The sequence below is a fragment of the Reichenbachiella sp. genome, assembly GCF_039944555.1.
Classification (GTDB): Bacteria; Bacteroidota; Bacteroidia; order Cytophagales; family Cyclobacteriaceae; genus Reichenbachiella.
This window is the reverse complement of record NZ_JBDUYN010000020.1, coordinates 29,074-55,255: the sequence shown is the minus strand read 5'-3', so window position 1 is coordinate 55,255 and position 26,182 is coordinate 29,074. Positions and strand designations below refer to the sequence as shown.

Sequence of the window (26,182 nt, the reverse complement as noted above, 5' to 3'; positions counted from 1 at the left end):
CTTTAGGAGATGCCATCAGGAATATATACTGTATATCACAATTCCCTTACCCAGATGTTTCGAAAGGAAATCGGACTCTCATGATCCTGTAATCGAATCGGTGCCTTTCCGTGAGCTTCATTTTTTGGTTGTCCCAAATACTCCGTAGTACCGAGAATTTCTACATGGTTTTGGATAAGTATACCGTTGTGAAAAACTGTGAGATAGCCTGAAGAAACTTTTGACCCATTGTCATCAAATCTAGGAGCTTTGAAAACGATATCATAGGCTTGCCATTCTCCTGGCTTTTTCATGGCATTAACCAGGGGAGCATGTTGTTTGTAAACTGCTCCTGCCTGACCATTCGAATAGGTTCTGTTTTGGTAGCTGTCCAAAATCTGCACTTCGTACCTGGATTGAAGAAACACGCCACTATTGCTCTTGTTTTGTCCTTTGTACTCTTCTGTCCCAATGGGTGCCTTCCATTCCAGGTGAAGTTGAATATCGCCAAAGGCTTGTCTGGTTTCTATGCTTCCGGTATTTGGCACCACACGCATGGTGCCGTCATACAATTCCCATTGGATCTTGTTCTTAGATCCTATTTCTTGCCAGGCATCGAGGCTTGATCCATCAAAAAGAATAATTGCATCTGACGGTGGCAGACCTTTCTCAGCAGATGCTACCACAGGTGGTTCGGGTTCCCAAACTTCAGTATCCTCAGGTTTAACTTGTCCTACTGTTGCTGAACTGATCAACAAAAAAACAAAAAACAGTCTCAATCTTTTCATTCCGATTATTTATTCAATCCTAAAATCTCATTCACCTTTTCCTGATCTACCTCTGAACCTGCAAAGTCATCAAAAGCTTTTTTAGTAACCTCAATGATATGATCAGAAATAAAAATAGCACCTTCTCGTGCGCCTTGTTCTGGCGATTTGATACAGCATTCCCATTCCAAAACAGCCCAACCATCATACCCGTATTGGCTTAGTTTGGAGAATATTTGTTTAAAGTCTACCTGTCCATCTCCTAACGACCTGAACCTTCCAGGACGATCAGCCCAATTTTGATAGCCTCCGTAAACGCCAGATTTGCCGTTAGGACGGAACTCAGCGTCCTTGACATGAAACATGCGAATATGCTCATGGTAGAAATCAATAAACTGCAGATAATCCAAATGTTGGAGAACAAAGTGGCTGGGGTCGTATAATATCCTTGCACTAGAGTGATTGTTAGTTACCCCTAGAAAACGCTCGAAGGTCACACCATCATGCAGGTCTTCTCCCGGATGCAGTTCATAACAAACTTCAATACCCAAATCTTTACAAAAGTCGAGGATCGGTATCCATCGATTAGCCAATTCCTGAAAACCTGTTTCAACCAAACCTTTTGGTCGCTGTGGCCAAGGGTACATGGTATGAAATAGTAAGGACCCCGAGAATGAACCCATCACATCTAATCCCAAGTTACGACTCGCTTGAGCTGCGGCTTTCATTTGCTTATTTGCCCATTCGGCTCTTTTCTTTGGATTGCCATGAAGTGAATCGGGAGCGAAAGCATCAAACATGGTGTCATATGCGGGATGTGAGGCTATTAACTGTCCCAGAAGATGAGTGGACAATTCGGAGATTTGAAGCCCAAATTCATTTACCGTACCTTTTATTTCATCACAATAATCCTTGCTACCACCAGCTTTTTCGATGTCAATTACGCGCTTGTCCCAAGCCGGAATTTGCACAGCTTTATATCCTAGCTTAGCGGCCCATTCACAGATATTCCTCAGGTTATTGAACGGCGCGCTGTCATCGATAAACTGCGCTAAAAATATGGCCGGTCCTTTGATTGTTTGCATATTATAGACTTACCCAGACGTTGCCGTCACGATTTGATTGTACTACTTTTTCAATGAAATGCATGCCTCTGACTCCATCCGTCACGGTGGGAAATTCCCCATCAGACAAGGGTTGTTTTCTTATGGCTTTAGCCATTCCTTTATAGATATTTCCCATGGCATCGAAGATTCCTTCCGGATGTCCTGGTGCCATTTTAGTGCTTTCCATGGTAATCTCAGCATTATATGAATTGCCTGGTTTCAATACCTGAATCGGTTTGCCCTCATTGAGCCAAGTCAGCTCGGTAGGGTTTTCTTGTCTCCATTTCAACGAGCCTTCTTTACCGTATACCTGAATGGTGAGGTTGTTTTCTTCGCCGGTGGCAATTTGGCTTGCACGAATCACCCCTTTTGCACCACCCAACCTGATGAGTACAGTACCATCTACGTCCAAGGTATTGTCTTCATATAAATAATTGAGATCAGACAAAAGATGATCTACCTGCAATCCAGTTGTGTATTCAGCCAGATTGAAAGCATGCAATCCAATATCTCCAATACAGCAAGAAATCCCGGACATTTTAGGATCAAGCCGCCAGACTGATTTTCTCTTTTCGGAATCGTGAATAAAAGGATTGATCCACCCTTGATAGTATTGTACATCTATACGTTGAATGTTACCAATCTTACCGGTGCTGATCATCGCCTTCATCTGACGAACCATAGGATATCCTGTATAGGTATGCGTCAGACAAAATTGTTTGCCGGTTTCCGACACCAACTTTTTTAATATTTCGGCTTCTGCTGACGTCATTGTCATGGGCTTTTCGCAAATGACATGAAAGCCGCCCTCTAGCAGCCGTTTGGCCATTTCATAGTGAAGTGAATTTGGCGTAACGATGGATACCACTTCTATCCTTTCTTCTGCGGGCAGAGCATTCTCCTTCTTGATCAATGCATCAACATCGGGGTAAACTCTATCCGCATCCAACTCCAGTGCTTTAGCGAAAGCCAAACCATTTTCATAATCGACATCAAATGCACCACCCACCAAATCGTATCGCTCGCCCATATAAGATGCTATTCGATGCGCAATACCGATGAAAGCCCCCTGGCCTCCGCCCAACATGCCCATTTTGATTCTTCCCTTATTCATTCGAATGTTATAAATTTTTATAAACTATGTTTTCGTCCCTGAAAGCAAACCCAAACAGCAGCATAATGACTGCGGCAAAGCCTGCCGGGAAGAACCATATTTCTTTCCACTGATGCATGCCGCCTTCCAACATATAGGTATCCGTAATTTTACCAGCTATCCAAAACCCAACCAGCATCCCTACGCCATAAGTGGCCAAAGCGATCAGTCCCTGTGCTGCACTTTTATGTTGTTCTCCAGCTTTTGAATCCGTATAAATCTGACCGGATACAAAAAAGAAGTCATAGCAGATTCCGTGCAATGCTATACCTAAAATCAACATAGCAGTTAGTTCATCTGCATTTCCAAGAGCAAAAAGAATATATCTGACCGCCCATGCCAGCATGCCGAAAATTATGGTCTTCTTAAACCCGAATCGTTTAAAAAAGACTGGAAGCAATAGCATAAACAGTACTTCGGAAATCTGTCCAATCGTCATTTTACCCGTCGGGTTGGCTATACCAATTTCTGCGAGGAAAGGGTTTGCATTTTGATAGTAAAAAGCGAGAGGAATACAAATCAAGACTGAAGACACAAAGAAGATTAGAAAATTTCTATCCTTTAGCAGCTTGAGAGCGTCCAGTCCAAAAATATCAGAGACACTGACCCGTTCATCTTTTTTGCTCTGCGGGGGTGTTTTAGGCAAGCTAAAGCTAAAAAGACCTAAAAGTGCAGAAGCAATGGCAGTCATAAGAAAGGTATTTTGCAATAAGCCGTCTTGAATACTTTCTTTTGAATCCCAATGGAATAAATAACTAATAGCAAGGCCTGCTACTATCCATCCGATAGTTCCCCAAACCCGGATGTATGAGAACTCCCTGGCCGGATCAGTCATTTGATTGAAGGCCACCGAATTGACAAGTGCTAGTGTGGGCATATAGGCCAACATATACCCTAGAATATAGGGATAGAAAGCATAGAACTGGGTCGCCTGGGACATCTGATACATGAGCACTGCACCAATGAGATGCAACACTCCCAAAATTCTTTCAGCATTGAAAAAGCGATCAGCGATCAATCCAATGATAAATGGCGCTACGATGGCACCCCACGATTGAGTAGAATACGCCATACCGGTTTCCACCCCTGTAGCATTTAGATTATTACCCAAAAATGTACCTAAGGTAACAAACCAACCACCCCAGATAAAAAACTCGAGAAACATCATTACTGACAATTGAACCTGAGTTGTTTTTTTCATTTATTTCAATTAAAAAATTATTGTATAAATTAGACCACTCAATATTTGATATCCATATTCCGTATCAATAGATGAGCAAAATAGGCTTATTGACAAACTTTTGTGTTTAAAATACTTCAATGAATAATATTAAACAAAGCATCGTTCCCTTCAAGGGTGAAAATGGTTCGGTCTACCACGCAGATACCTGCCTACCCTTGGTAGATGCTGTACGGAGAAACAAAGTTCAATTCAAGGCTCTCGCACGTCATACCTATCCCGGTGATCGCCTTACACTGGACACCAAGGGTCTGAATACGATTGGCTATTGGAGTGCCAATGAAGAACAGGATTGGGGGCTGGACTGGCATCGCAATGAGGGTGTGGAATTTCACTTTTTAGAATCCGGACACATGCCGTATGCGGTGGAAAATACAGAAACAGAATTGTTTCCCGGTGATTTCACAATAACGAGACCCTGGCAACAGCATAAGGTTGGCAATCCACATGTAGGCATTGGTAAGTTCTATTGGGTGATCATTGACGTGGGTGTTCGTCGTCCGCATCAACCCTGGGTCTGGCCAGACTGGATTGTACTTTCAAACGACGATCTGCAACGGCTAAATATGCTTATCAGACAAAACGAACAACCTATTTGGAAAGCTACGCCCGAGATCAAGGCGTGTTTCAAACTGATCAATCAAACCATACACCAGGATGTCAATGGGTCTTCAGCCTCAAAGCTAAGAATACATATCAATGAACTGCTTATTCATCTGTTAGACATGTTTGACAATGGCAAAATGATTTTAAATGAATCGTTGACAGACAGTATGCGGTCGGCTAAGCAATTCATCGAAGAACTGTCCAACAACCTTTCTCATCCCTGGACCATTGAGGAGATGGCCGCTTCATCCGGATTAGGAGCTACTCGATTTACACATCACTGCAAGCAACTCACCAATCTCACCCCTATGCAGTTGTTGACTCAAAAGAGAATTGATTGGTCAAAGCTACTGCTCATAGAAAACCCGGAGATGAGCGCCACCCAAATCGCCTACAAATGCGGCTTTGCAACCAGCCAGTATTTTTCAACTGTTTTTAAAAAACATGAAAAATGCTCTCCTCAGGAGTATCGCAACAGACCGCTTGCCGTAACCGCCGGCAGTCAGCTTGCTTAAATGTATAATTTCATTCATTGAATAATTTTAAACAAGCCATATATCTATATGCTATAATTTAGATCAACTTTTACACTCTATCAGACACATTGTATTGTATACTGATAGATTTTATACAAAAGTCGGTAGTTAATTATTTTCTGAAGGCATATAAACCTATGAGCACCCATACATTTTCTTTTATTCGTTGTCTGTTAGCCGGTTGTTTATTCATTCTGGTTACTTCTTGTGGATCCAACAAGAAATCAGGTGCTGAAGCGATTGACAAATTCAAAGTGAAACAGTTGCTGGAAAAGAACACCTGTTTCGCCTGCCATAAGCAAAATGAAAGATTGGTGGGTCCTTCTTATTTGGATATTGCCAAGAGAAATTATAGTGACGAACGCATCGTAGAGTTGATCTATAAGCCTGAACCGGAAAACTGGCCGGATTACCCTGCACCTATGATAGGACTACCTCATTTGGATAAATCAGAGCTCTTGGAAATTGCTCGTTGGATCAATTCACTCGAATAACAACCAGGTACTGACAAGAAATAAGTATGGGTATAAAAGAGAAAAACTGTTCATAAATGGCAAACTTAAATAGCAAATCATCTAATGAATATATCTACGACGCAATAGTTGTGGGTTCCGGTATTTCCGGAGGTTGGGCAGCCAAAGAACTTTGCCAGGCAGGTCTGAAAACTGTAGTTTTGGAGCGTGGAAGAGACGTGAAACACATCCAGGACTATCCCACCATGAACATGGATCCCTGGGATATGAAGTATAAAGGGGAACTGCCCAGGGAAGAAAAAAAGAAATATTATAAGCAAGCTCGAACCGGCTATACTGCCCGTGAGGAGCATGCTCATTTTTTTGTAAAAGATACTGAGCACGAATACAACGAAACTCAACCTTTCGACTGGATGCGAGGATATCAGGTCGGTGGCCGGTCTCTGGTATGGGGCAGGCAAAGCTACCGATTGAGCCCTATGGATTTTGAAGCCAACAAGAAAGACGGGTACGGTGTAGACTGGCCAATTCGCTACAAAGATCTGGCCCCTTGGTACGATTATGTAGAATCTTTCATTGGGGTAAGTGGTAGTATGGAAGGCATCCCGCATCTGCCGGATGGCAAATTCATGCCTCCATTTGAATTGAACTGCGGAGAAATCGATGTAAAATCCAAACTTGAAAGTAGCTTTCCGGAACGACATCTGATCATAGGACGAACCGCTCATGTGACCGGGCCCAAAGAAGGTCGTAATCAGTGTATGGCCAGAAGTCGATGTTCACGAGGGTGTCCGTATGGTGGATATTTTAGTAGTCAGTCCAGTACGCTCCCTGCGGCTGAGGCAACGGGAAATCTGACCTTGCGTCCGGATTCAATCGTGGCAGAGATCCTTTATGATGCGGATACGCAGAGAGCCACGGGTGTAAAGGTTATTGATAAAGTAACCCATGAAGAAACTATCTACAAAGCCAAAATCATATTTTTGAATGCCTCGGCCATCGCATCTGCGGCTTTATTGATGAACAGTAAATCAGATCGATTTCCTGATGGTATGGGAAACGACAGTGGCGAACTGGGGCATAATATCATGGATCATTTAATGGGCGGTGGTGCCGGTGGCAATATCGAAGGATTGGATGATAAATATTATTCAGGAAGAAGGCCAACCGGATTTTACATCCCAAGGTTCGTAAACCTTGATAAGCAATCGGAAAAAGACTCATTTATTCGAGGTTATGGATATCAGGGTGGTGCAAGCAGAGTGAATTGGGGAAGAGGTGCAGGTGATTTTGACTACGGAGCTGAATTCAAGAATGAAATGCTCAAACCAGGCCCCTGGTGGATTGGCATGGGTGGATTCGGAGAATGCCTCCCCTATCATGAAAATTTCATGACGCTGAACTATGAGAAAAAAGACCAATGGGGACTCCCCACTGTGACCTTTGATGCGGCATTCAGGGAGAATGAAAAAAACATGGTCAAAGACATTGGAGATTCGGCTGCAGAAATGCTGGAAGCTGCGGGTGTAAAGAATGTGCAATCTTCGGCCAATATCACCAACATAGGACTGGGTATACACGAAATGGGTACCGCCAGAATGGGCAAGGACCCCAAAACTTCTATACTCAACGAATGGAATCAACTACACGCAGTATCCAATGTGTTTGTGACGGATGGTGCCTGCATGACCTCATCGGCCTGTCAAAACCCGTCACTTACCTACATGGCCTTAACCGCTCGCGCGGCTAACAAGGCTGTAGAACTACTCAAAACTAACGCACTATAAAAATGGACAGAAGAGACGTAATAAAATCCATGTCACTGGCGCTCGGGTATTCTTTGACGCCTGCAGCCCTGACCACATTATTGTCATCATGTGTACAAAAAGGTACTGTAGATTGGAGTCCTGTATTCCTTTCGGCAGACGAGGCTTTTGCTGTAGAGCAGTTGGCCGAAGTGTTCTTACCGAAAACCGAGATACCCGGAGCTAAAGACGTCAGAGCCATCGCTTTTCTTGACGCCTTTATATCAGATATTATGAAACCTGCGGATCAGGACAAGTTCAGACTAGGCCTTAATCATTGGATCAAAAAATTTGAAGTAAGGATTGACAAATCAATAGCCTATGCCACAGCTGAAGATTTCAAAGCGGATCTAAAGAGTTATTTTGATATTAGCAAAGAGCGACAGACTGAGATAAAAGAGCTTCTCAATACGATCGAACCAGGTGAAGAAACTGAGGAGTACTTTATTTATAGTTTTCTATTTAAAGTAAAAAACCTAGCTATGCTCGGTTTTTATGCCTCAGAAGAAATCGGGGAAAATGTACTTTCCTACTTACCGATACCGGAAAACTATCAAGGTTGTATCCCAGTCGAACAAATTGGCAATGCATGGTCTTTGTAAAACATAAATAACAGACTCATGAAAAGAAGATCGTTTTTCAAGCTTGGCGCCACCGCAGCCGCTGTGCCTTTTTTAGGTAACGCGGTGTACGCACATGATTCGTCTGGTTTCTTATCTGCCAATGAAAAACCATTCAACCTTAACTATGCACCTCATTTTGGGCTATTCAAAGAAAGCGCTGGCATGGACCTGATCGATCAAATTCAGTTCATGTATGATCAAGGATTTCGTTCGTTTGAGGACAATGAGATGGGTAAACGCACGGTTGATGAACAAGAAAGAATTGCCCGAAAAATGGCTGCTCTACAAATGGATATGGGCGTGTTTGTCGCTAATACTATTACCTGGAATAGGCCTGGTTTGGTGACTGGTGAAAAAGAATATACAGACAATTTTGTTAAGGAAATAAGAGAGTCCGTTGAGATAGCGAAACGAGTCAACGCCAAATGGATGACCGTTGTCCCCGGTCATATAGATTTATCCCTGGAGATGGGTTATCAGACAGCCAACCTGGTAGAAGCCTTGCGCAGGGGATGTGAAGTCTTGGAGTCTCATGGACTCATCATCGTCCTGGAACCACTCAACTGGTGGGCCAATCATGCCGGTCAGTTTCTGACTAAAATCCCACAAGCCTATGAGATATGCAAAGCAGTAAACAGTCCTTCTTGCAAAATCTTGTTCGACATCTATCATCAGCAAATCTCTGAAGGCAACATCATACCCAATATAGACAAGGCGTGGTCAGAAATAGCCTATTTCCAAATTGGTGACAACCCGGGTAGAAAAGAACCTACAACAGGCGAAATCAACTACATCAATGTCTTCAAGCATATCCACGCTAAAGGGTATGACGGCCTCTTAGGCATGGAACATGGGCAGTCTCTTCCCGGAAAGCAAGGTGAGCAACGTGTGATTGAGGCCTATAGAAAAACAGATAATTTTTAAATCGACAAGAAAAACATTGAAATGAAAACTAACATAACAAGACGAAACTTCATGAAACAGTCCGGGGTGATCTCAGGAACACTGGCCATTTCAGCCTCTCCCTTATTATCGGCATGTAGCAAAGCTGTAAAAAACAAGCCACTCTATGATATTTCGCTAGCACAGTGGTCTTTGCACAAAGCACTGTTCGCAGGCGAATTGTCTAATCTGGATTTTGCCAAAGTGGCAAAAAGTGAGTTTGGCATTTCTGCCGTAGAATATGTAAATGCTTTTTTTAAAGACAAAGGCAAGGACAAATCCTACATCAATCAAATGAAGCAAGTCGCAGAAGACCAGGGCGTTAAAAGTCTATTGATCATGATTGATGGCGAAGGATATCTGGGTGACAATGATGAAACCAAAAGAATACAAGCGGTGGAAAATCATTACCAATGGATAGAGGCCGCCAAGCAGCTAGGTTGTCATTCTATTCGCGTCAATGCTGCCGGAGAGGGTACCGCAGAAGAGGTACAGCAAAATGCGATCGACGGCCTGGGGCGATTAAGCACATTTGCCAAGGACTATGACATCAATGTGATTGTAGAAAATCACGGCGGCTACTCGTCCAACGGGCAATGGCTCAATCAGGTCATCTCTTCTGTAAGTATGCCCAATTGTGGCACACTGCCAGACTTTGGCAACTTCTGCATCACGAGAGATGAGGAACGAAATTGTATAGACGAATATGACAGATATCAAGGCATGAAGGATCTCATGCCATTTGCCAAAGGAGTAAGTGCCAAATCTCATGATTTTGATGAAAATGGCAATGAAATCCATTCAGACTTCACCAAGATGCTTAATATCGTGAAAGATTCAGGATTTACCGGATACGTAGGCATAGAGTACGAAGGAGAAGTAATGAGTGAATATGATGGCATCAGAGCTACCAAAGCACTTTTAGAAAAGACAATAGCCAGCTTGTAGCTCATTAGATAAACGATCAGACCATGGGGCAAAAAGATTCAACAGCCGTCAACATCAATTCGAACAAAGGCAATCACTTCGATGTGATCGTAGTAGGCTCAGGCATGAGTGGTGGATGGGCGGCCAAAGAGTTTACCGAAAAGGGCTTTAACACACTTGTTTTAGAGCGAGGGAGAAATATCGAGCATGGCGACTACCCTACTGCCACTATGGAGCCTTGGACAGACGATCATGGCATGGCGCTGAACCCCGAGATTATACGGGATAACCCTATTGTAAGCAAGTGTTACGCATTCAATAAAGCCCAGGAGCATCATTTCGTAAAAGATAATGAACATCCTTATATTCAGATCAAACCCTTTGATTGGATCAAAGGCTATCAGGTGGGTGGAAAATCTCTCATGTGGGCCAGACAGGTTCAGAGATGGAGCGACCTGGATTTTACCGCGAATGCCAAAGACGGATATGGCATAGACTGGCCGATCAGATATGCAGACCTGGCTCCCTGGTATAGCTATGTTGAAAAATTTGCCGGTATCAGCGGAAATCGGGATGGATTGGATCAGATTCCTGATGGCGAATTCCTACCTCCGATGGAAATGAATTGTGTTGAACAACATATCAAGGAAAAAATAGAAGCGGCTTTTCCGAATAGAAATTATATTTCTGCCCGCACGGCCAATCTAAGTCAGAGGCACAATGAGCGCGGTCCTTGTATGTACCGAAATCGCTGTGGACGCGGCTGTCCTTTTGCCGGGTATTTCAGTGCCAACTCTTCTACTCTTCCAGCAGCCAAAAAAACAGGCTATATGACCTTGCGTCCTCATTCGGTAGTACACTCAGTGATCTATGACGATGTCAAACAGAAAGCCACTGGTGTTCGGGTAATTGATGCCAATACCAAAGAGATCATCGAGTATTTCAGCAACGTCATCTTTTTGAATGCAGGTACTTTGAACACGACCGCCATATTACTAAATTCCAAATCTGAGCGCTTTCCCGAAGGGCTGGGCAATGAAAACGATGTACTTGGCCGGTATCTCATGGACCACGATTATCGCGGAAACATCAAAGGCACACTTGAGGGATTCGAAGATAAGTACTACAGTGGCCACCGACCTACCTGGTGCTATATGCCTAGATTTAGAAATTTCAAAGACGACAAGCAGAAGGATTTCCTGAGAGGTTACGCATTTTCTACAGGGGCCAGCAGAAGGATTGGAAATACAGAAGCCGCAGAAAAAACCATAGGCGCTGATTTCAAAGACAAGCTGACAGCGTTTGGACCTTGGACCACGTCATTCGGACCTATGGGTGAGCAGCTTCCCTATCACGACAATAGAGTGACTTTGAGCAAAGCAAAAACTGACGAATGGGGAGTCCCCTTACTTGAAATTGATTGCGAATTCAAATCCAATGAAGACCGCATGCTGGAGGATTCGCTAAATACTGGAGCCGAAATGCTGGAAGCCCTGGGATGTAAAGACATCTACGCGGATAAAAATGAGAATTGGAATCCTGGCTTGAGTATTCACGAAATGGGAACTGCCCGCATGGGTCGCAGTCCAAAAGACTCCATATTGAATAAATATAACCAAGTGCACAACGCCAGGAATGTATTTGTATCAGATGGGGCTTGTATGACTTCCTCAGCTTGCCAAAATCCATCACTGACTTATATGGCTATCACCGCCCGTGCAGCCAATTATGCCATTGATGAACTGAAAAAAGGGAACTTATAACGCATAAGTCATGAACAGACGCGAAGTATTAAAATCAGTAGGACTAATTGTAGGAGGTGCTGTGGTAGGTGCAGATGCTTTTTTGAGTGGATGCTCATATACCGAAGAGGCAAACGGCATCCTTAGTCAAAAACAAGTGAATCTGCTTGAGGATATTGCGGAAACCATCCTGCCACATACTGAACAATCGCCAGGAGCGAAAGATGCGCAAGTGGGACAGTTGATAAATCGAATCGTAAGTGATTTCTATTCAGCCCCCGAACAGCAAGTCCTGTTAGCCGGATTCTTTTCTTATCAGGCCCACAAATTCTCTTCCTTGCAATCAGATGAAAAAGAAGCTTATCTCCTATCTCAGGAAGCAGATGCCAAAGCCAATCCAATAGCCACATTTATAAATGAAAAGGGTGAAACATTTGACACAAGGCCTGCCTATATCATGATTAAGCAGTTATCGCTATGGGCCTATTTGTCATCGGAGATTGTTGCCAAAAGTAATTTCAACTTCCTACCGATTCCCGGGAAATACGAAAATTGTGTGACTATCACTGAGGGTACCAAACCTATGTATTACAACCCCTGGTCGGGAGCGGCTATAAGGAGGAACTGACCATATACGGCGTTTACTTAGAGAACCTTGAAAAATAGGTCTTCTCAACATACCCAAGCTGATTGGCCTCAGATATGCCGTTGATTCTGATGACTACTTTAGCTGGTAGATCCAGGTTTTTGTAATTGATTCTTGCCTCACCATTTTCATCAAAAATGACCTTTGGTGTCCAAAAAAGAGTAGACTTCAGCATCGAAAAGCCTGTCGTATCTGTGTTCGTTTCGAACTTTCTCCTTGGCTCGAAGAAGTCCACTGATACGGCCCTTTCAAAATCATTCAATAGATTCTGTTCCAGTTTTTGTTTTGTAAAAAGTTGATCCTTATCCTCATGTTCTACGATACCAGTTTTCACTACGACGACACCACCACCGGCATCTGTACCATAACTGATCACCGCTGCCGAACTGCGAATCACATGGATGGACTGGATATGTTCGACCCTGAGATAATCTAGATCGAGGTAACTATTGCCTATTGGAACACCATCTAATACAAACAAGGCAGGATATCCTCCTCCTCCAAATGTAGACCCTGTTATCTTTGGTACTCCTCTGAAAACCACATTGCCAGGCAAAGGCTTGTCTACATGTGCTACGTTGGTTATCTGCCTGAGAATGTCTATAAAACTCTGGCCTTGCCTGAGTTGAGAGCCTTGTTTGATCGTGGAGGTAAAGCTGCCATAATTTTGACCTTTTTTAGATAAAAATTCCTGCACATAACTTTCATCTTCTACCAATAGATCGGGAAGGATTTTGGCATTGCCAAAGCCTTCTGTACCATCTAAACGCTCTTGCTCTGCCATAAGCAATTCAAAAGACAAACCCTGGATTGATTTGGGAACATATTCAACGTCTTTGATTTTTATTTTTAAGTTTTTTGCATTTTCATCATCCGCGAGGCCAATAATGAAACCCCGGTTCTCCTCTGAAAGCAGTGACACAGGCAGTGTGAAAAAACCAAATTTGTCGCTCGTGATTATACTCCGGTCCCAGGTACCTTTTACGATTGCTATCACATCCACCCCTCCCTGAGGCATATTGTTTTTGTCCAAAACTACACCTTGTAGAAACTCTTTTTCGTCTATCAGTTGATCCGAAGAACTTTCATTTGTCCTTGAACCGGTAGGCCAACCGAGTCTTTTGTAGTCCAAAACCAGTAAGGCATCATTGACATTTCCATCATTGAAAATATCGCCGGGCAGAAAACTGGTTTGGTTAAGTAGCTGACTAGATACCGCGCTTTCTAATAACAAAGTCGAGACAATATTTGATTGCTGGAAGGTTTTATGAAAAACTGAAAAATCTTCGGTTATGGACATGGAGAATTCTCCTGATACAGGATTACCCAGGTGATCTTTCGCCAGCACAGACAGTTCCACCGTTTCATCTACTTTTTCAAACCCATCCGAAAAATTAAGTTCGAACTCAACCACTTTTTCATTATCAATAAATATGGGTCTGTCCAGCAGCCTATTTCCTGAACGATCAAAAAGGCAAAACTCCGCTATACCGCTTTCCAAGTCCTGAGTAGAGACCACCACCTCTTCTTCTTGTTTCAAATTCAGTCTTGAAAAATAGTTCACCTTCCCTGAGCTGATCAGGGCAACATGCACCAATGAATCAACACTGGAAGATTTTGAAATACGAACTGAAACCTCTCCTTTTCCTTCGTCAGACAAGGCCATCGCATAGCCTTCTGTACTTGCTTTTGGAAGTTCAAATTTCTTGTCCAGACCAGGAACTTCCAAGTAATAGATCTTACCTGGCAAAGGAGTCATCTGAGCCGACCCGATACCATTTGATCGAATCACTACTTCTGTAATTTCACTGTTGTCCTCATCTACAATAGCACCACGGAAATTAACCGGTATGCCCTTCAAATCGGTTGTTCTGATGCCTATTCGATTCTCTACACCTTCCAGCATGGATTTACTTTCGGGATAAAATGAAACCAACAATTCCTTTTTGGTAACTGCAGGTACAGTGAAATAGAAATTGGTCTTATTTTCGTTGAAATTGGTCGTTAATTCTATGATTGGCTTGTGTATGTACTGATTTTGATCAAGCGACAATTGATGCGTGGCCACACCCATTTTGCCCGTTCGTCCTGAGCCTTTGGCAATGACCACTCCCTGATTGTACAGTTTGTAGTCATACTTCACTTTTCCGATCGGTTTGTTATTGATATCCATGGTTTGGATATTGACTTCAACGCGGTCACCGGATTGATATATCTCTTTATCAAACGTAAGATCGCATTTCTTAAAAAGTGAGTTGTAACTGCGTATTTCAATGACTTGAGTAAAGGCCTCATCATAATCCTTCATCTCCTGGGTATATGCACTCAAAACATAATTTTCATATTCGAGCGAATCCGGAATATAGATGGCCCCGTCGGCGACTCCTCCTTCAAGCAGAAATTTATAGCCCAATACTTTGTCTCCCTGATGAGTGAGAACATCCGTATAAAGCACCTTGCTCAAGGTTGAAAGTCTGGTGGTGGTCTGCTCAGTCACATAGGCCTTCATCCATATGCTATTGCCAGGTTCTACCAGGTTGTTGTCGATATGCACATAGAGCTTTTCCCTTAGTGATTTATTTGCATAGCTATCTAAAAGTCCCTGGATTTTATTCTTTATCTCATCCTCATGGTCGACAAGAGTAAAACTAAAAACAGAAATTAGGCAGAGTAGTAAGACGGTGTTTTTCATACAATGGTAATTGTAATAACCTAAACAGAATTATCTTCTGTTTACCTTATGTTTTTATTCAATATCTATCTAAATAGGTTTGAATAAAATCCCATAACGAAATCAATGATTGTGCTATAGGGTAAAGATATTCATCTTTACTCGGTTTTAAGAAACAAACACCAAGTGCTGGATTTCAGTCAGGCTGCAGATCCAATGTTGCCCCGCTGAAACGGTTTCAATATTTTGCTGTCGACAAGGAAGGTACCAAATGGAATGAGAGAGGCAAGCAAAAGCCAAAACGAAATTCTGAAGCCCCATTTATGGATATAGATATTCTGAAAACTGAATACTACATAAAGTATAAAAAGCCAGCCATGCACCATACCCACGTAAAGATTGGGTTCTCTGATGTCCATCGCATATTTCAGAGGCATGGTAATTCCAAATAGCAAATAGCTGATGCCCTCTAGCAAGGCCAATAGGCGCAGTCGGCCGAGCGGTGATTTCATGTTCATATTATTCAACTTTTCCCTTCATGTCTTCGAACAAAACGGTATCTCCTGTTCGCATTTTCTTTCTTCTACGCGTTTCTACTTCTCCATTTACTGTTACCTCTCCCTGATCAATTCTGATTTTTGCCTCACCACCTGTTGCTACCCAGCCAAACGCCTTGAGCAAGTTGTTGAGTTCAATATATTCCTCATCTGCTTTTAGTTTGAATACTTCCATGAGTGTCTTGATCCAGAGGTAACGCTTTTGGGTTTCGGGTTGCAAATATTGGTAATTTTCCATCGTCCTGAAACATTTGGAATGAGTGGTTTTACCATTCACCTACATTTTCCCAAACATTCTCATCAGACCATAAAGGACTATCGCAAAAAGGCCGACCGAAATGGCGATCGTAGGCTCTGTTCGCCCTGGAAAGAAAACAGCTACCAGCACCAATCCTAGTACCAGCAAAACAACCAGTGCAAAAATACCTGGCCTGAATTGATCCCGCTCACGACTGTCTTTTGGCACTTTTTAATGTATAACCTACCAATTAGCATTACTATGCCGTCCTTTAAAGCATGTAAGGAAAGTGCTCAGTTATTTGCTAACTACATGTTGCAATAATGAATTGAATCGACCAACTTCAAACTCGTTGTCTCATCACCAGATTCATTCTTTTTACTGCGTACCCCATGACATGTACCAGCGCTCCTACTCCGAGATACATGGCATCCATCCATCGCATCTTCCAACCAAAGATTTGTCCAATGGCTTTGAGTAAATCCGGTCCAAACCATACAATGATCGGTGTAAGAATAAAACAGACTATCCAATTGTCGTATTTTTCTCTCGCATACTGAGAAAAGTTGAACTTATCGTGCCTCCTATCATATCTGTCCTTGGTGAGGGACCATTCAATAATGATATAGGCGAGCAGGCCATAAAAAGCTAGAAAATAGGGATTGAGGTACCAGGCGTCCATTTTGAAAGGTATTAGGTCATAGTTGGTTTTTATCTGCCATTATTGTTGCAAATAACGGTGCGATAAAGATAGCATTTTTTGTCCTCAGGAAGATTTACCGGACATAAAAATATTTCAACTTCGGACCTAGTTCACCTTTTTAGCCAGGGTATCATGATGCTCCAGCAACAGGGAGCGTAGATAGCTTCCGATGAAATTAACGCCTTCAAAGCCAGCGTCTTTGGCAGCCTGATCTTCTACCCCAAAGCTTATTTCCGGTCCGGCAAAATCATGCAAATCTTTGTACCAACCGATAGTGAATATGTCCCATGATGAACCGAAGACTCTGGTAAAAATAAAATTGGGTCGATGATCAAATTTTGAATAAAACACATTTTCAGCCTCCCGCTGTTTGAGCAATTCACCCTGCTTGCCTGCCAGTGCCGTAAATATCTCGATATGAAATAGATCGAATCCTTCCATGGCACGGCTGAAATCCGCAACTTCAGGCCCGGCCACGATGGCTTCGTCCTGAAAAGAAACCATATCAAAAAAAGCATCTCCGTATGGCTTTTCCAGTGTTTTAGATTTAGCCCGTTTGTCACTTAAGATTTTGGAGAAATATTGATCCATACTTTCCATAGGATAAATCACCATCACGTCCCAATGATCCCCTTGGCTATGTCTTAACAGGTAGGGCTTACTCGTTTGGTAGTTTTGATAGTTGGCAATATCGGTTTTGATGAGGTCAATCAGCTCTAACAAACTTCCGGGCTTTGCTCTGAGCAGTGTGACCTTGTAAAGTTGATCTGTGTTTTGTGCCTTGATCTCCAGACTTGAAAGAAAGACAAGGATGAGTAAGATTCTTTTCATGATCAAAATGGGTTGTGGATGGCTAAGATAACAGAATGTCTATCAATACAAATTTGATTCACTGCTAACTAAATCGAATACAGCATCGATTACATCAAACCTGAGATCTGTTTATTTTTGGTTTTGACCAGGGTATTGGGTACTTTTTGACTAACTCCTTCTTAGAAGAATAACAATCAACTAGCTAAAAGGCTAATGGAGGTCGCTTGCACATTTTATTAATGACAGCAAGACTTACTCAAATCTGAGGGTTGCGATAGTTCCTGTATCAATTCGCGTCTTGGTGTTTTTCAAATCCTTTTTCTCTAATTGTTTCAATGGTCTTTTTAATGGCCTCTTTACCTTCTCCCTTGATCCCTGCCTGATCCAATACTCCGTCCAACCCTGCATCTATGCCTTTGTCTATTGCCTTTCTAATTCCCTTTTTAACCAAATTGCGAATCGTTTTATTTTTTATACCATCGGTCATTTTATCGATGATTCCGTCGACTGCTTTGTTGAATGTGATTTTATTATCTACTGGCTTTAAGTCCTTATAGATTCGCTCCATTTCTCGCCATTTCCATTCTTCGATTTGCTCTTTTGTAGGTTCTGGTACTTTAAAAAGATCATGAATGTTTGGCTTTTTCATCTCCTCCTCCAATTTCTCTGGTGAAAAATCTTTCAACTTCAGCTTGGTATCAACACCAAACCCCATCGTGATCTTATTAAACCTAACTTCTACCCTTCGATTGGCTGCATTTGCTTTTTTAGTCTTGATCTTGAGCTCAGACTCTCCGCTTCCGCTCTTAATCATTTTATGCTCTGGGATTCCATGACTAATCAATTCGGCAATCACCCGACCTGCTCTTTTTTCGCTAAGTGTCTGATTATTTTCCTCTTTACCCACAGCATCTGCGTGTCCTTCAATGACCAGGTACGCATCCGGGTCTTGAGAAAGCAAAAAGGCAATCGTGGCAGCTTTTTCTTTGATTATCGCTGTGTGCTTTGGTGTCAGGTCATGCTTATTGGTAACAAAACCATCTAGTGTAAAAGACCCCAACGACTTGTTAAAAGCATCTTCAAAAGGCTGTTTGCCCGAGCCCAATGATAATTTAGATGAGCTTGAGTCATCATCCTGCTTTTGGATTGACGAAGCGTTTCCCTGCTGCACGGTATGTGTGAGCTCATGAGCCAGCAGATGCTTACCCGAACTACTATCCGGATTGTACTTTCCCTGATTGAAATAGATGTTTTGTCCGTGGGCAAAGGCCTGAGCTCCCAACTCTTGGTTCATTCGTACCGCATTGGAATCATTATGGATTTTAACCCGACTAAAATCGACTCCAATTCTATTTTCCATAAATGAACGAGTTTCATCAGACATCGGTCTACCGCAGCCTTTGCTGCTTCGTAGGCTATTTTCGATGGACGGACTTGCCACTTCTTGGTTTGTCGATGAACGTTTGGTTTGCACCGGTACTTTGTCTTCTTCCTCTTGAAGTTGCAGCTTTGTTTTTACCTCATCTTCTTCAGCCGGTTGGCGTTGCAGTTTAGGCCCTACCTTTTCCTTTTCTTTTGGCTTAAGCAGTAATTTGGGTTTGAGTTCTTCCTTATCTTCCTGCTTTTGAATGAGCTTGGGTGAGATCTCTTTATCCTCCTCTTGCAACTGCAGCTTTGGTTTTATTTCTTCATCTACCTCTGTTTGACGTTGCAGCTTGGGTTTGAGTTCTTCCTTATCCTCCTGCTTTTGAATGAACTTAGGTGCTACTTCTTTTTCTTCATCTGCCTGTTTTTGCACCCCATGTGAAATGCCTGCTTCCAGCGGCTTACGCTGGACCTTTGTCGGTTTAGGGCCGTTGACTACGTGATCAGCTACGCGATCGGCTTCCTGCTCGTGTTTGTCATTGGGCTTGCCGATCTTGAGTTTGGTTTGAACACCTAAGGCTTTTGCAGCATGAGACAATCCCTTACGAGTATTTGATCGTTCCTGAGTAGGTGTTATTCTCTTCTTTTTGGGTTTGGCTAGAGTGGTCATGGTGTATTAAAGTTAGTGGTTTTTGAGGTGGTGAGCAAGTTCATCTAATGCTTATCAAAGGCCGGAGGACTTATGCCAGATTGAGATAAAGGCACAAGCTAGACACCGCACTAATTGGGGGAAAACATTACTTATAACTCTTTTTCTGTAAGGGATTAATAAAACCCCATTAAACAAAAGGTTGAAATAGCATTACATATATGCAAAGTAGAATCCAAAGGGCAATAAATGAAAATTTAGGACTCCTAAAAATGAATAGAACCTTTTTGAACTTTTTTCGAATCACATAATCTGAAATCACCCCACTTATCAAAGCGTAAATCCCAAAAATGAAATCACTAGATACTGATAGACCTAATAAAAATCCACAAATAAAAGGGATAAACGATACCAATATAGCGATAGTCATAAAGGCACCTACCCATTGGGGAGAGCTAAGCGCCCAAACATATTCTATCTTTGGATCATCGGTTGTCTGCATATTTAACTATTTAGATCAAGGTTTAATTGACAAAGTTCCTTGAGCCTAGCTCTATTGAAAATGGATGCTATGCTTTAAATTACTCATATCTCATTCGCGATAGACATTAGAAACTGAAAATCGGCTTCTGCAGCTTGTAGAATTAGCGGTTTGATTTGTTGTAAGGTCGACTGCATAAAGGAATCCTGCAATAAGGTATTCAGTAATTGGTTGACAAGGACCTGTTCTTGTGACATACAGTTAGAACCAGCTCCTCCTTGCAAGAGGCCTGGCAAACATTTAGACAATTGTAAAATTTGTTGACCAGTGGTAAATAAAACAGCTGAAGGGTTCATTTCTTCTTGTCCGGGACTGATTCCCATTGCACCGAGTTGAGCATTAAGTTCGGCCCTCCTATTTAGGGCATTCCGGTCAAATGTTTGAATAGAACTATTCAACAATGCCCTTGCCACCTTCTTTGCACATTCATTGACATCTCCACCTTGAAAGAGTCCTCTGTTTTGAGCAATATATTCCTCAGGAGTTCCATAGTATATGGAATAAATTGGATTCAATCTAATATACAAATTGAATAAAGTATTGGCACCATTTCTACAACTTCTGTCCTTATCTACATTTTGACTTGACACATCATATGATCCTTTTCTCGAATCAGAAGATTGGCCACATGACAATGTGAATAGAAGTATGAATAAAACTAGAAAAAAGTATTTCATGATTTTAGATTTAGATTGAAATAAATCTTAGGCAATCAATGAATTGATTTGAGTCTCGATGGTTGCATTTTTGAGAATCAATTTAAGTGGTTGTACATAAAAATTCAATCCCCATTTATGGCCAATTTTATAAAAAATAATAGGCGATTTAAGTTAAAATGAGGCTCCTTAGTTATTTACATGTACTCCTGAGTCATTTTCACGTGCTACTGAAGGTGTTTAACAAGAACAAGTCACGGATTGCTAATTCACGCCAATACGGTGCGCGCGTTACGCCGAAAAAGCTAAACGCGCGCTATCTAGTTTTAAAATTATCAATATCGAAAGCACTACATCTGCGCTTGGGCACAAATACTTAAATACTCTCTAAACTTAACTTTCTCTGCATATTCTATAGTCTTATCTCCTCCTAGTGCTGGAAGTGGTACAAATCCATAACATTCGTCTGACTCTAAAGCGCCCAATTTCTCATAACATTCCCTAAATAACTCTTCTGATAATTCTTCTCTTTTAACTGATTCGTCTAAGAACAAAACATTAAACATAAAATCAAAATCACTGTCCGATATAATTACCGAATAGTCACTATACAGTATGTCATAAACAATTACAGAGGTTTTCTCAGGTTCAATTGATAAAATAAAAACTGAACCAAAAGCAGTCTTTCCAAAAACATAAAACTCTCTACTTTTAATCTTGAATAAGGCATCCTTCACCTTTAAATCTTCAATAATATCTATGGACTCTTCTGGATTGACTAATGAAAATATTCCTTTATTAAAACTTGCCAACCCATGTTCATCCCATATATCAATTAGTTCTTTTGGGAAAATAGAATCATATTTTTTTCTATTCTCAATAGATAATTCCTCCCCTTTAACAATATTATTGTACTCAATGTAGAAATCTTTCATCATAATTTTTCAATTAGCTAACTACCAGCTTAACATTCATTTTAACTTTTGATCGGTCTTCTTTGCTCAAACTTTTGTGTGCCTTTTCTACTACGGCATCTACTTGGTAAATCTTATTTTTCCACTGACCACCTATAGAATAATTCACACTACCTACACCTAGACTTACAATACCGCCATCATCACCTCCTGCCACCTGATCAGGATCATGCAATGCCACATATTTATCTACTATCTCTCTTGCTTTATCTCGGCCAATCTTATGTTCATTCATAACTCTTGTCACTTCAGACGTGTAAAGTTCTTTTTTTGCTGCTCTCTGTTCTTCAGCAGATTCATCACTTCGGCCAGAGCCACCGGTTTCAACTGCTTTTTTAAGATATTTAGCTCTATTGGCCTGCCATTTATCTACGGTAAGCTTCCTAATTCCTTGTTGCTGATTATCCAATTGACGCTTGTATTCCTTTTCATAAGCTATTTTTTTATCTGGATCAGTCATCTTATGATAAGATCGACCATAAGCAAAACTAATAGTTACTTGCTGAGTTTCCTTATCCACCTCAACACTAGCGACATCTATTAATTTCTTGAGTCCCCAGGACCTACCAAATTTACTTATTATAAGTGCTAGCTTGCCAAGTTTAGCTTGAACTTTCTGTTGCTTAGCTTTATCTCCTTTTGCATTCTTCTTTTCTGATTTTAAGGAATTACTAACTCTCTTAATTCTATCTAAACCACTAAAGACAACCTTGGTCTTTCCTTTCCATCTAGGGTCTTCGGAATTCGCCTTAATCTCTTTCTTACATTTATTGATTTTAGTCGATAATGACTGTTTCTTGCTTGCCATTATTAACCGGTCTCCTTCGAAGTACAAAGTGTGTTGATCACCAGCCATATCGAACGTTTCAGGTTTCAGCTTCCCTTCTTTCTTATCCTTCTCAACCTCCTTATCACTGACCTTCTTCTTACCTCCTTTGCTCTTGCCAAACCAGCCTTTCACTTTGTCGGCGATTTTCTTTACGGCTTTTTTGATGGCATTTCGTACTTTGTTGCCGAGCTTGGTGATTACTTTTTTAATTTTTGTAGCAATGCCACCCAAGCCCACAAAGCGCGCCAGGAAGGTCATCAGCAACGTCATGCCCAGTCCGAGCATTTTTTCAATGTACTTGGCGGCACTTCCAATCTTACCATCTGCTATGTCTCCAATACTATTGAAAACTGATTTCACAAACTCGACGATGCGATCCCAGTTATTGACAAAAAACATCACCGTATCGTAAATCAGGAGTACGGCCTGCACGAATGCTCCGGCAGGGTTGAGCATAGTCAATAATTTTATACTCGCTTTCTTTACGATTTGCGCTACGGCCCATTCTTTGATGGCACCAATCACCGTATCCTTTAAATCAGATAGTCTTTCTTTGATTTCTTCCCACAGGGCCATAGGGCCTTCATTCACCACTTTTGTGATCAGCTCGTATCCGGATTCGGCAGCCCTTACGACAGGCTCCCCGATGTGCTTGACTAATAGCCCTCTAATAAAATCCCAACCAATATTTAGGGCGGATGTAACCATAGTGAAGACACCAGCTAGATTAAATTTTTCCGGAATTTTCAAGGCACCTCCTACCGCACCGGTCAGCCAACCGACCAATGCATTTCTCAAATGAAGGCCGAAGTTATTTTTGAAGTTTTCGAATCCACCTCCTACGGCGGCTCCTACATTTTTGAAGAATCCAATAGGGTCAGTCACTATGGTCGTAATGGTTTTCCTGGTCTTTTTCAGAATGCCCATTATTTCTTTTGGCGATTTGCCTGCAGCCGTCAGTGCCCATTCAAACACTTTCATCAATGCGTCCAATAGGAATTTGCCCAACCGGCTAAGCAGTGGACCCATGGCAGCCTTCATATCTTCTATCTTCTCATCAATAGCCTGGATCGCTGCTTCGCGTTTTTCACTTAGCTTGGCCTCAAGGGCTTTTTGCTGCTCGTTGACTTTTTTATCCAGCGCATCCAATTTGCCTTTGATTTCATTTTGTGCTTTCAGTCCGGCACTTCTTACATCGCTACCTAATGTTTTTACATAATTCTTGATTTGGGTGCGTGCTCCTGAGATTATTTTTCGACAGTCTTCAATTACTATTTTACTGGCCTTGGTAATAGTAGCTATTGCTCCATCTATCTTGACAACATATTTTTCCCGCTCTTCTTTGAAAATTCTTTTAGGTTCTGACAGTTCAGTAATGTCACTAAAAAGGTCCTTGATCCAACGTCCCTTGCCTATCCACCCGCTGTACCGTCTGGATTTAAATGCATCCATTCGACTAGTGATATTATCTTCCAGTTCTTTGGTTGCCTTGGCCTGTGCATTATCGAAATCGGACATCGCTCCGGTCTCGAGTTTTTTTATTTTGTCGGTGACTGTTTTATTGGCCGTCTCATAGATACCATTGATACGGTCAGTTACGGCTTTTCTTTTTAGCTCAATTTTGCTCTTGGTGCCCCCTTGATTTTTGGCTACGGCATTTAGGTTTTTATTCCGTTCTGCCCGCATACTATGCTTAGCCGTATTTTCTTCTCGTTGTAGATCCTGGTCTAATTTGACGTGTGCGTCTGCTTCTGCCTTTCGGATTTCATTTTTTCCTGTCTTCGTTTTTTGTTTGAGTTCTTTTTTATTGGCATTGGCCTTTCCTATATCGCCCGTGGTGATCTTATCAGCCACTTCTTTTACGCCCGGCATGTCCAATCCCTCTTTGGCAAACAGGTTGTCAGTCTCTTTGTCGGTCTCCTCTATAAAAGCCAATTGTTCGTCTTTCACTTTCGGCACCAACTCCTTGCCTAAATTGAGTCGAGGTGTTTGCACGGCCTTTTCAACAGGGGGCAGAGCCTGTGCTTTCACGATTTGCTGTGGTTTTTGCCCGGTGGTATCCAGTTGTTTATAGGTCTCAGAAATACCACTGGTTTGCTCAGTAATCGTACCCATGATACCAGCTGTCATATTAGGCATGGTCGATTTGATATTGTCCAAATCCTCCAACGTAGTTACATTCCTGATTAGGTTTTGTACTGCCTTTGCGCTATCTTTTTTGGCTTCTGATTCTTTTACAGCAGGTTTATTTTTTTTGCCCATGGATTCCACCTGAGCACTGTTCATCTCTTGTTTTTTGTCGTCAGGTGTTTCCTGCACGGCAGCTTGAGTTTCTGCTACTTTTGTCGCCGTGGATTTTTTCTTTTTTTCGTTCGTAGCAAGCTTCTGAATACCTGCAGTTCTGAGCTTCAATTTCGCGGCTGAACCGGTCTTCAACTCAGCACCTGCTTTTCCTTTTGAGGCCACCATTTTGCCCTGCAATTGATCCGCTAGTCCATCCAACTCAGGTTTATTAATTTCGATCTGACGGGCTCCTTTGCCACCTCCTTCTGCCTTGCCTCCTGCTCCGCCCTCCTTGGCACTGCCTTCTGCAGGTGGTTTACTTTTTCCCTGGGCTTCTTTCCCTTCTCCAGCCTCTTTCTCCCCTCCTGGCGCTACTGCCTCATCCTTTCTTTCTTGTTCATTTTCCTCTTTTTCTGAATTTTCAGCAGATGGTGTCGCTTCCTTGGCACTACCTTTCTCAGAAATGCCTTTGGTTGCCTCTCCTTTGGCTGATTTACCTACTACTTCTGTCAAAGCTTTAGAGGCTTCTTTTGGGCTTATATCCGTTCCGGTATCCTTTTGATCTTTATCCGTTTTTTCTTGAGTATCATCAACCGTATTTTGAATCGGTGGTTTTAAACTGGCAGTCTGATTTGCTCCGTTACTTTCAACCGGTGTACTTGCTTGTTTCTTCGTCCAGGGCGCAACGTTGGAGGCCTTTGGATTCGGTCGTACCTGCGAGCCTCTTACCATTTCGCTTTTCCGTCGGGTTGGAGCAGGAGCTAGTAAACTAGATACTTTACCGAGTACTCCATCGGGCTCTTGATTAGCGTCACCACCCAATTGATTGGCAGCAAACATATCCCGGGCTCCAGCTGCCTCCATGGTTTCGACGGCCTCTGCGCCATTCTTATCCAGCTCCTGCGCTTTGGGCTGTATTGTGTGAGCAGCAGCTTTGCTATTGGAGGTTTTAGTATCGGTTTTGGTGGCGGTTTCCATTTACTAGTCCTCGCTTTATGAGAGGAATTGAGTTCTATTCAAATCGCTTTCCCTTCCTTTTGGAGTTCTTTTCATATCCTTATCTTCCTGAAATTGAAGGTCCCGATTTTATGGTTTTGGTGATGATCATGACGTATGGCGTTATTTTTTTTCTGATCATGGGCCAAGTCACGCCAATGATGGATTCTATAATAAATCTAACGACATCCAAATATTTAATCAATGGCCATTTATGGCTAGTTTTAGAGAATGAAGGGGGCTGGAAGGAGCCATTCTAAGGTAGGCTATCTACGCAGCTACATGTCCACTACGACCTTTGCTTACATAATTAGGGTCGTAGGACCGCTGCGCTTAACCTACGACCAGAGGGTGAATGAAGG

The 26,182-nt window shown here is 42.1% G+C and carries 22 protein-coding genes; 8 read left to right on the top strand and 14 right to left on the bottom strand.

Annotation, left to right across the window (positions count from 1 at the left end; all coding sequences use genetic code 11):
* Nucleotides 1-35: 35 nt before the first annotated feature.
* The 4 genes from ABJD64_RS24685 to ABJD64_RS24670 are packed head-to-tail and all read right to left on the bottom strand — an operon-like array spanning nucleotide 36 to nucleotide 4,206.
* The gene (locus ABJD64_RS24685) at nucleotides 36-767 is read right to left on the bottom strand and encodes a DUF1080 domain-containing protein (RefSeq protein WP_348181002.1); all 732 of its coding nucleotides are present in this window, start codon (nucleotides 765-767) and stop codon (nucleotides 36-38) included.
* A 5-nt stretch (nucleotides 768-772) separates the two neighbouring features.
* Nucleotides 773-1,831 (bottom strand): sugar phosphate isomerase/epimerase family protein, encoded by a 1,059-nt coding sequence (locus ABJD64_RS24680; RefSeq protein ID WP_348181001.1) that lies wholly within the window; start codon nucleotides 1,829-1,831, stop codon nucleotides 773-775.
* Nucleotide 1,832: 1 nt separating this feature from the next.
* The gene (locus tag ABJD64_RS24675) at nucleotides 1,833-2,966 is read right to left on the bottom strand and encodes a Gfo/Idh/MocA family oxidoreductase (RefSeq protein WP_348181000.1); all 1,134 of its coding nucleotides are present in this window, start codon (nucleotides 2,964-2,966) and stop codon (nucleotides 1,833-1,835) included.
* Nucleotides 2,967-2,973: 7 nt separating this feature from the next.
* The gene (locus tag ABJD64_RS24670) at nucleotides 2,974-4,206 is read right to left on the bottom strand and encodes a nucleoside permease (RefSeq protein WP_348180999.1); all 1,233 of its coding nucleotides are present in this window, start codon (nucleotides 4,204-4,206) and stop codon (nucleotides 2,974-2,976) included.
* Nucleotides 4,207-4,325: 119 nt separating this feature from the next.
* Between ABJD64_RS24670 and ABJD64_RS24665 the strand changes: the two genes are divergently transcribed.
* The 8 genes from ABJD64_RS24665 to ABJD64_RS24630 all read left to right on the top strand — a co-directional run bounded on the left by ABJD64_RS24665 (nucleotide 4,326) and on the right by ABJD64_RS24630 (nucleotide 12,527).
* The gene (locus ABJD64_RS24665) at nucleotides 4,326-5,366 is read left to right on the top strand and encodes an AraC family transcriptional regulator (protein WP_348180998.1); all 1,041 of its coding nucleotides are present in this window, start codon (nucleotides 4,326-4,328) and stop codon (nucleotides 5,364-5,366) included.
* Between the two features lie 158 nt (nucleotides 5,367-5,524).
* On the top strand, nucleotides 5,525-5,881 hold the full coding sequence (locus ABJD64_RS24660) for a c-type cytochrome (protein ID WP_348180997.1): 357 nt from the start codon (nucleotides 5,525-5,527) through the stop codon (nucleotides 5,879-5,881).
* Nucleotides 5,882-5,937: 56 nt separating this feature from the next.
* Nucleotides 5,938-7,647 (top strand): GMC family oxidoreductase, encoded by a 1,710-nt coding sequence (locus tag ABJD64_RS24655; RefSeq protein WP_348180996.1) that lies wholly within the window; start codon nucleotides 5,938-5,940, stop codon nucleotides 7,645-7,647.
* 2 nt (nucleotides 7,648-7,649) lie between these two features.
* Nucleotides 7,650-8,267 carry a gluconate 2-dehydrogenase subunit 3 family protein gene (locus ABJD64_RS24650; RefSeq protein ID WP_348180995.1) on the top strand — a complete coding sequence of 206 codons (618 nt, stop codon included), beginning with the start codon at nucleotides 7,650-7,652 and terminating at the stop codon, nucleotides 8,265-8,267.
* 18 nt (nucleotides 8,268-8,285) lie between these two features.
* Complete coding sequence (locus ABJD64_RS24645; RefSeq protein ID WP_348180994.1) at nucleotides 8,286-9,212, top strand: TIM barrel protein; 927 nt, start codon at nucleotides 8,286-8,288, stop codon at nucleotides 9,210-9,212.
* 21 nt (nucleotides 9,213-9,233) lie between these two features.
* Entirely contained in the window at nucleotides 9,234-10,178 is a 945-nt protein-coding gene (locus ABJD64_RS24640; RefSeq protein WP_348180993.1) for a sugar phosphate isomerase/epimerase family protein, read from the top strand.
* A gap of 23 nt (nucleotides 10,179-10,201) precedes the next feature.
* A complete protein-coding gene (locus ABJD64_RS24635) occupies nucleotides 10,202-11,920 on the top strand; it encodes a GMC family oxidoreductase (RefSeq protein ID WP_348180992.1) in 1,719 nt (572 codons plus the stop codon).
* 10 nt (nucleotides 11,921-11,930) lie between these two features.
* Nucleotides 11,931-12,527, top strand: coding sequence for a gluconate 2-dehydrogenase subunit 3 family protein (locus tag ABJD64_RS24630; RefSeq protein ID WP_348180991.1), 597 nt, complete (start codon nucleotides 11,931-11,933; stop codon nucleotides 12,525-12,527).
* Nucleotides 12,528-12,540: 13 nt separating this feature from the next.
* On the opposite strand, the gene ABJD64_RS24625 is transcribed toward ABJD64_RS24630, so the two are convergent.
* From ABJD64_RS24625 to ABJD64_RS24580, 10 genes are all read right to left on the bottom strand, one after another.
* On the bottom strand, nucleotides 12,541-15,237 hold the full coding sequence (locus ABJD64_RS24625) for a Plug domain-containing protein (RefSeq protein ID WP_348180990.1): 2,697 nt from the start codon (nucleotides 15,235-15,237) through the stop codon (nucleotides 12,541-12,543).
* 179 nt (nucleotides 15,238-15,416) lie between these two features.
* Nucleotides 15,417-15,728 carry a DUF3817 domain-containing protein gene (locus ABJD64_RS24620; RefSeq protein WP_348180989.1) on the bottom strand — a complete coding sequence of 104 codons (312 nt, stop codon included), beginning with the start codon at nucleotides 15,726-15,728 and terminating at the stop codon, nucleotides 15,417-15,419.
* Nucleotides 15,729-15,735: 7 nt separating this feature from the next.
* Complete coding sequence (locus ABJD64_RS24615) at nucleotides 15,736-16,011, bottom strand: RNA-binding S4 domain-containing protein (protein ID WP_348180988.1); 276 nt, start codon at nucleotides 16,009-16,011, stop codon at nucleotides 15,736-15,738.
* A 39-nt stretch (nucleotides 16,012-16,050) separates the two neighbouring features.
* A complete protein-coding gene (locus ABJD64_RS24610; RefSeq protein ID WP_348180987.1) occupies nucleotides 16,051-16,239 on the bottom strand; it encodes a hypothetical protein in 189 nt (62 codons plus the stop codon).
* Nucleotides 16,240-16,354: 115 nt separating this feature from the next.
* Nucleotides 16,355-16,693, bottom strand: a complete 339-nt coding sequence (locus ABJD64_RS24605) for a hypothetical protein (RefSeq protein ID WP_348180986.1) — start codon at nucleotides 16,691-16,693, stop codon at nucleotides 16,355-16,357.
* Between the two features lie 126 nt (nucleotides 16,694-16,819).
* Nucleotides 16,820-17,545 carry a hypothetical protein gene (locus ABJD64_RS24600; protein ID WP_348180985.1) on the bottom strand — a complete coding sequence of 242 codons (726 nt, stop codon included), beginning with the start codon at nucleotides 17,543-17,545 and terminating at the stop codon, nucleotides 16,820-16,822.
* 268 nt (nucleotides 17,546-17,813) lie between these two features.
* On the bottom strand, nucleotides 17,814-19,562 hold the full coding sequence (locus ABJD64_RS24595) for a DUF4157 domain-containing protein (RefSeq protein WP_348180984.1): 1,749 nt from the start codon (nucleotides 19,560-19,562) through the stop codon (nucleotides 17,814-17,816).
* Nucleotides 19,563-20,126: 564 nt separating this feature from the next.
* On the bottom strand, nucleotides 20,127-20,759 hold the full coding sequence (locus ABJD64_RS24590; RefSeq protein ID WP_348180983.1) for a hypothetical protein: 633 nt from the start codon (nucleotides 20,757-20,759) through the stop codon (nucleotides 20,127-20,129).
* A 329-nt stretch (nucleotides 20,760-21,088) separates the two neighbouring features.
* Nucleotides 21,089-21,676, bottom strand: a complete 588-nt coding sequence (locus ABJD64_RS24585; protein WP_348180982.1) for a T6SS immunity protein Tdi1 domain-containing protein — start codon at nucleotides 21,674-21,676, stop codon at nucleotides 21,089-21,091.
* Nucleotides 21,677-21,686: 10 nt separating this feature from the next.
* Entirely contained in the window at nucleotides 21,687-25,802 is a 4,116-nt protein-coding gene (locus ABJD64_RS24580) for a polymorphic toxin type 15 domain-containing protein (RefSeq protein ID WP_348180981.1), read from the bottom strand.
* Nucleotides 25,803-26,182: the final 380 nt, after the last annotated feature.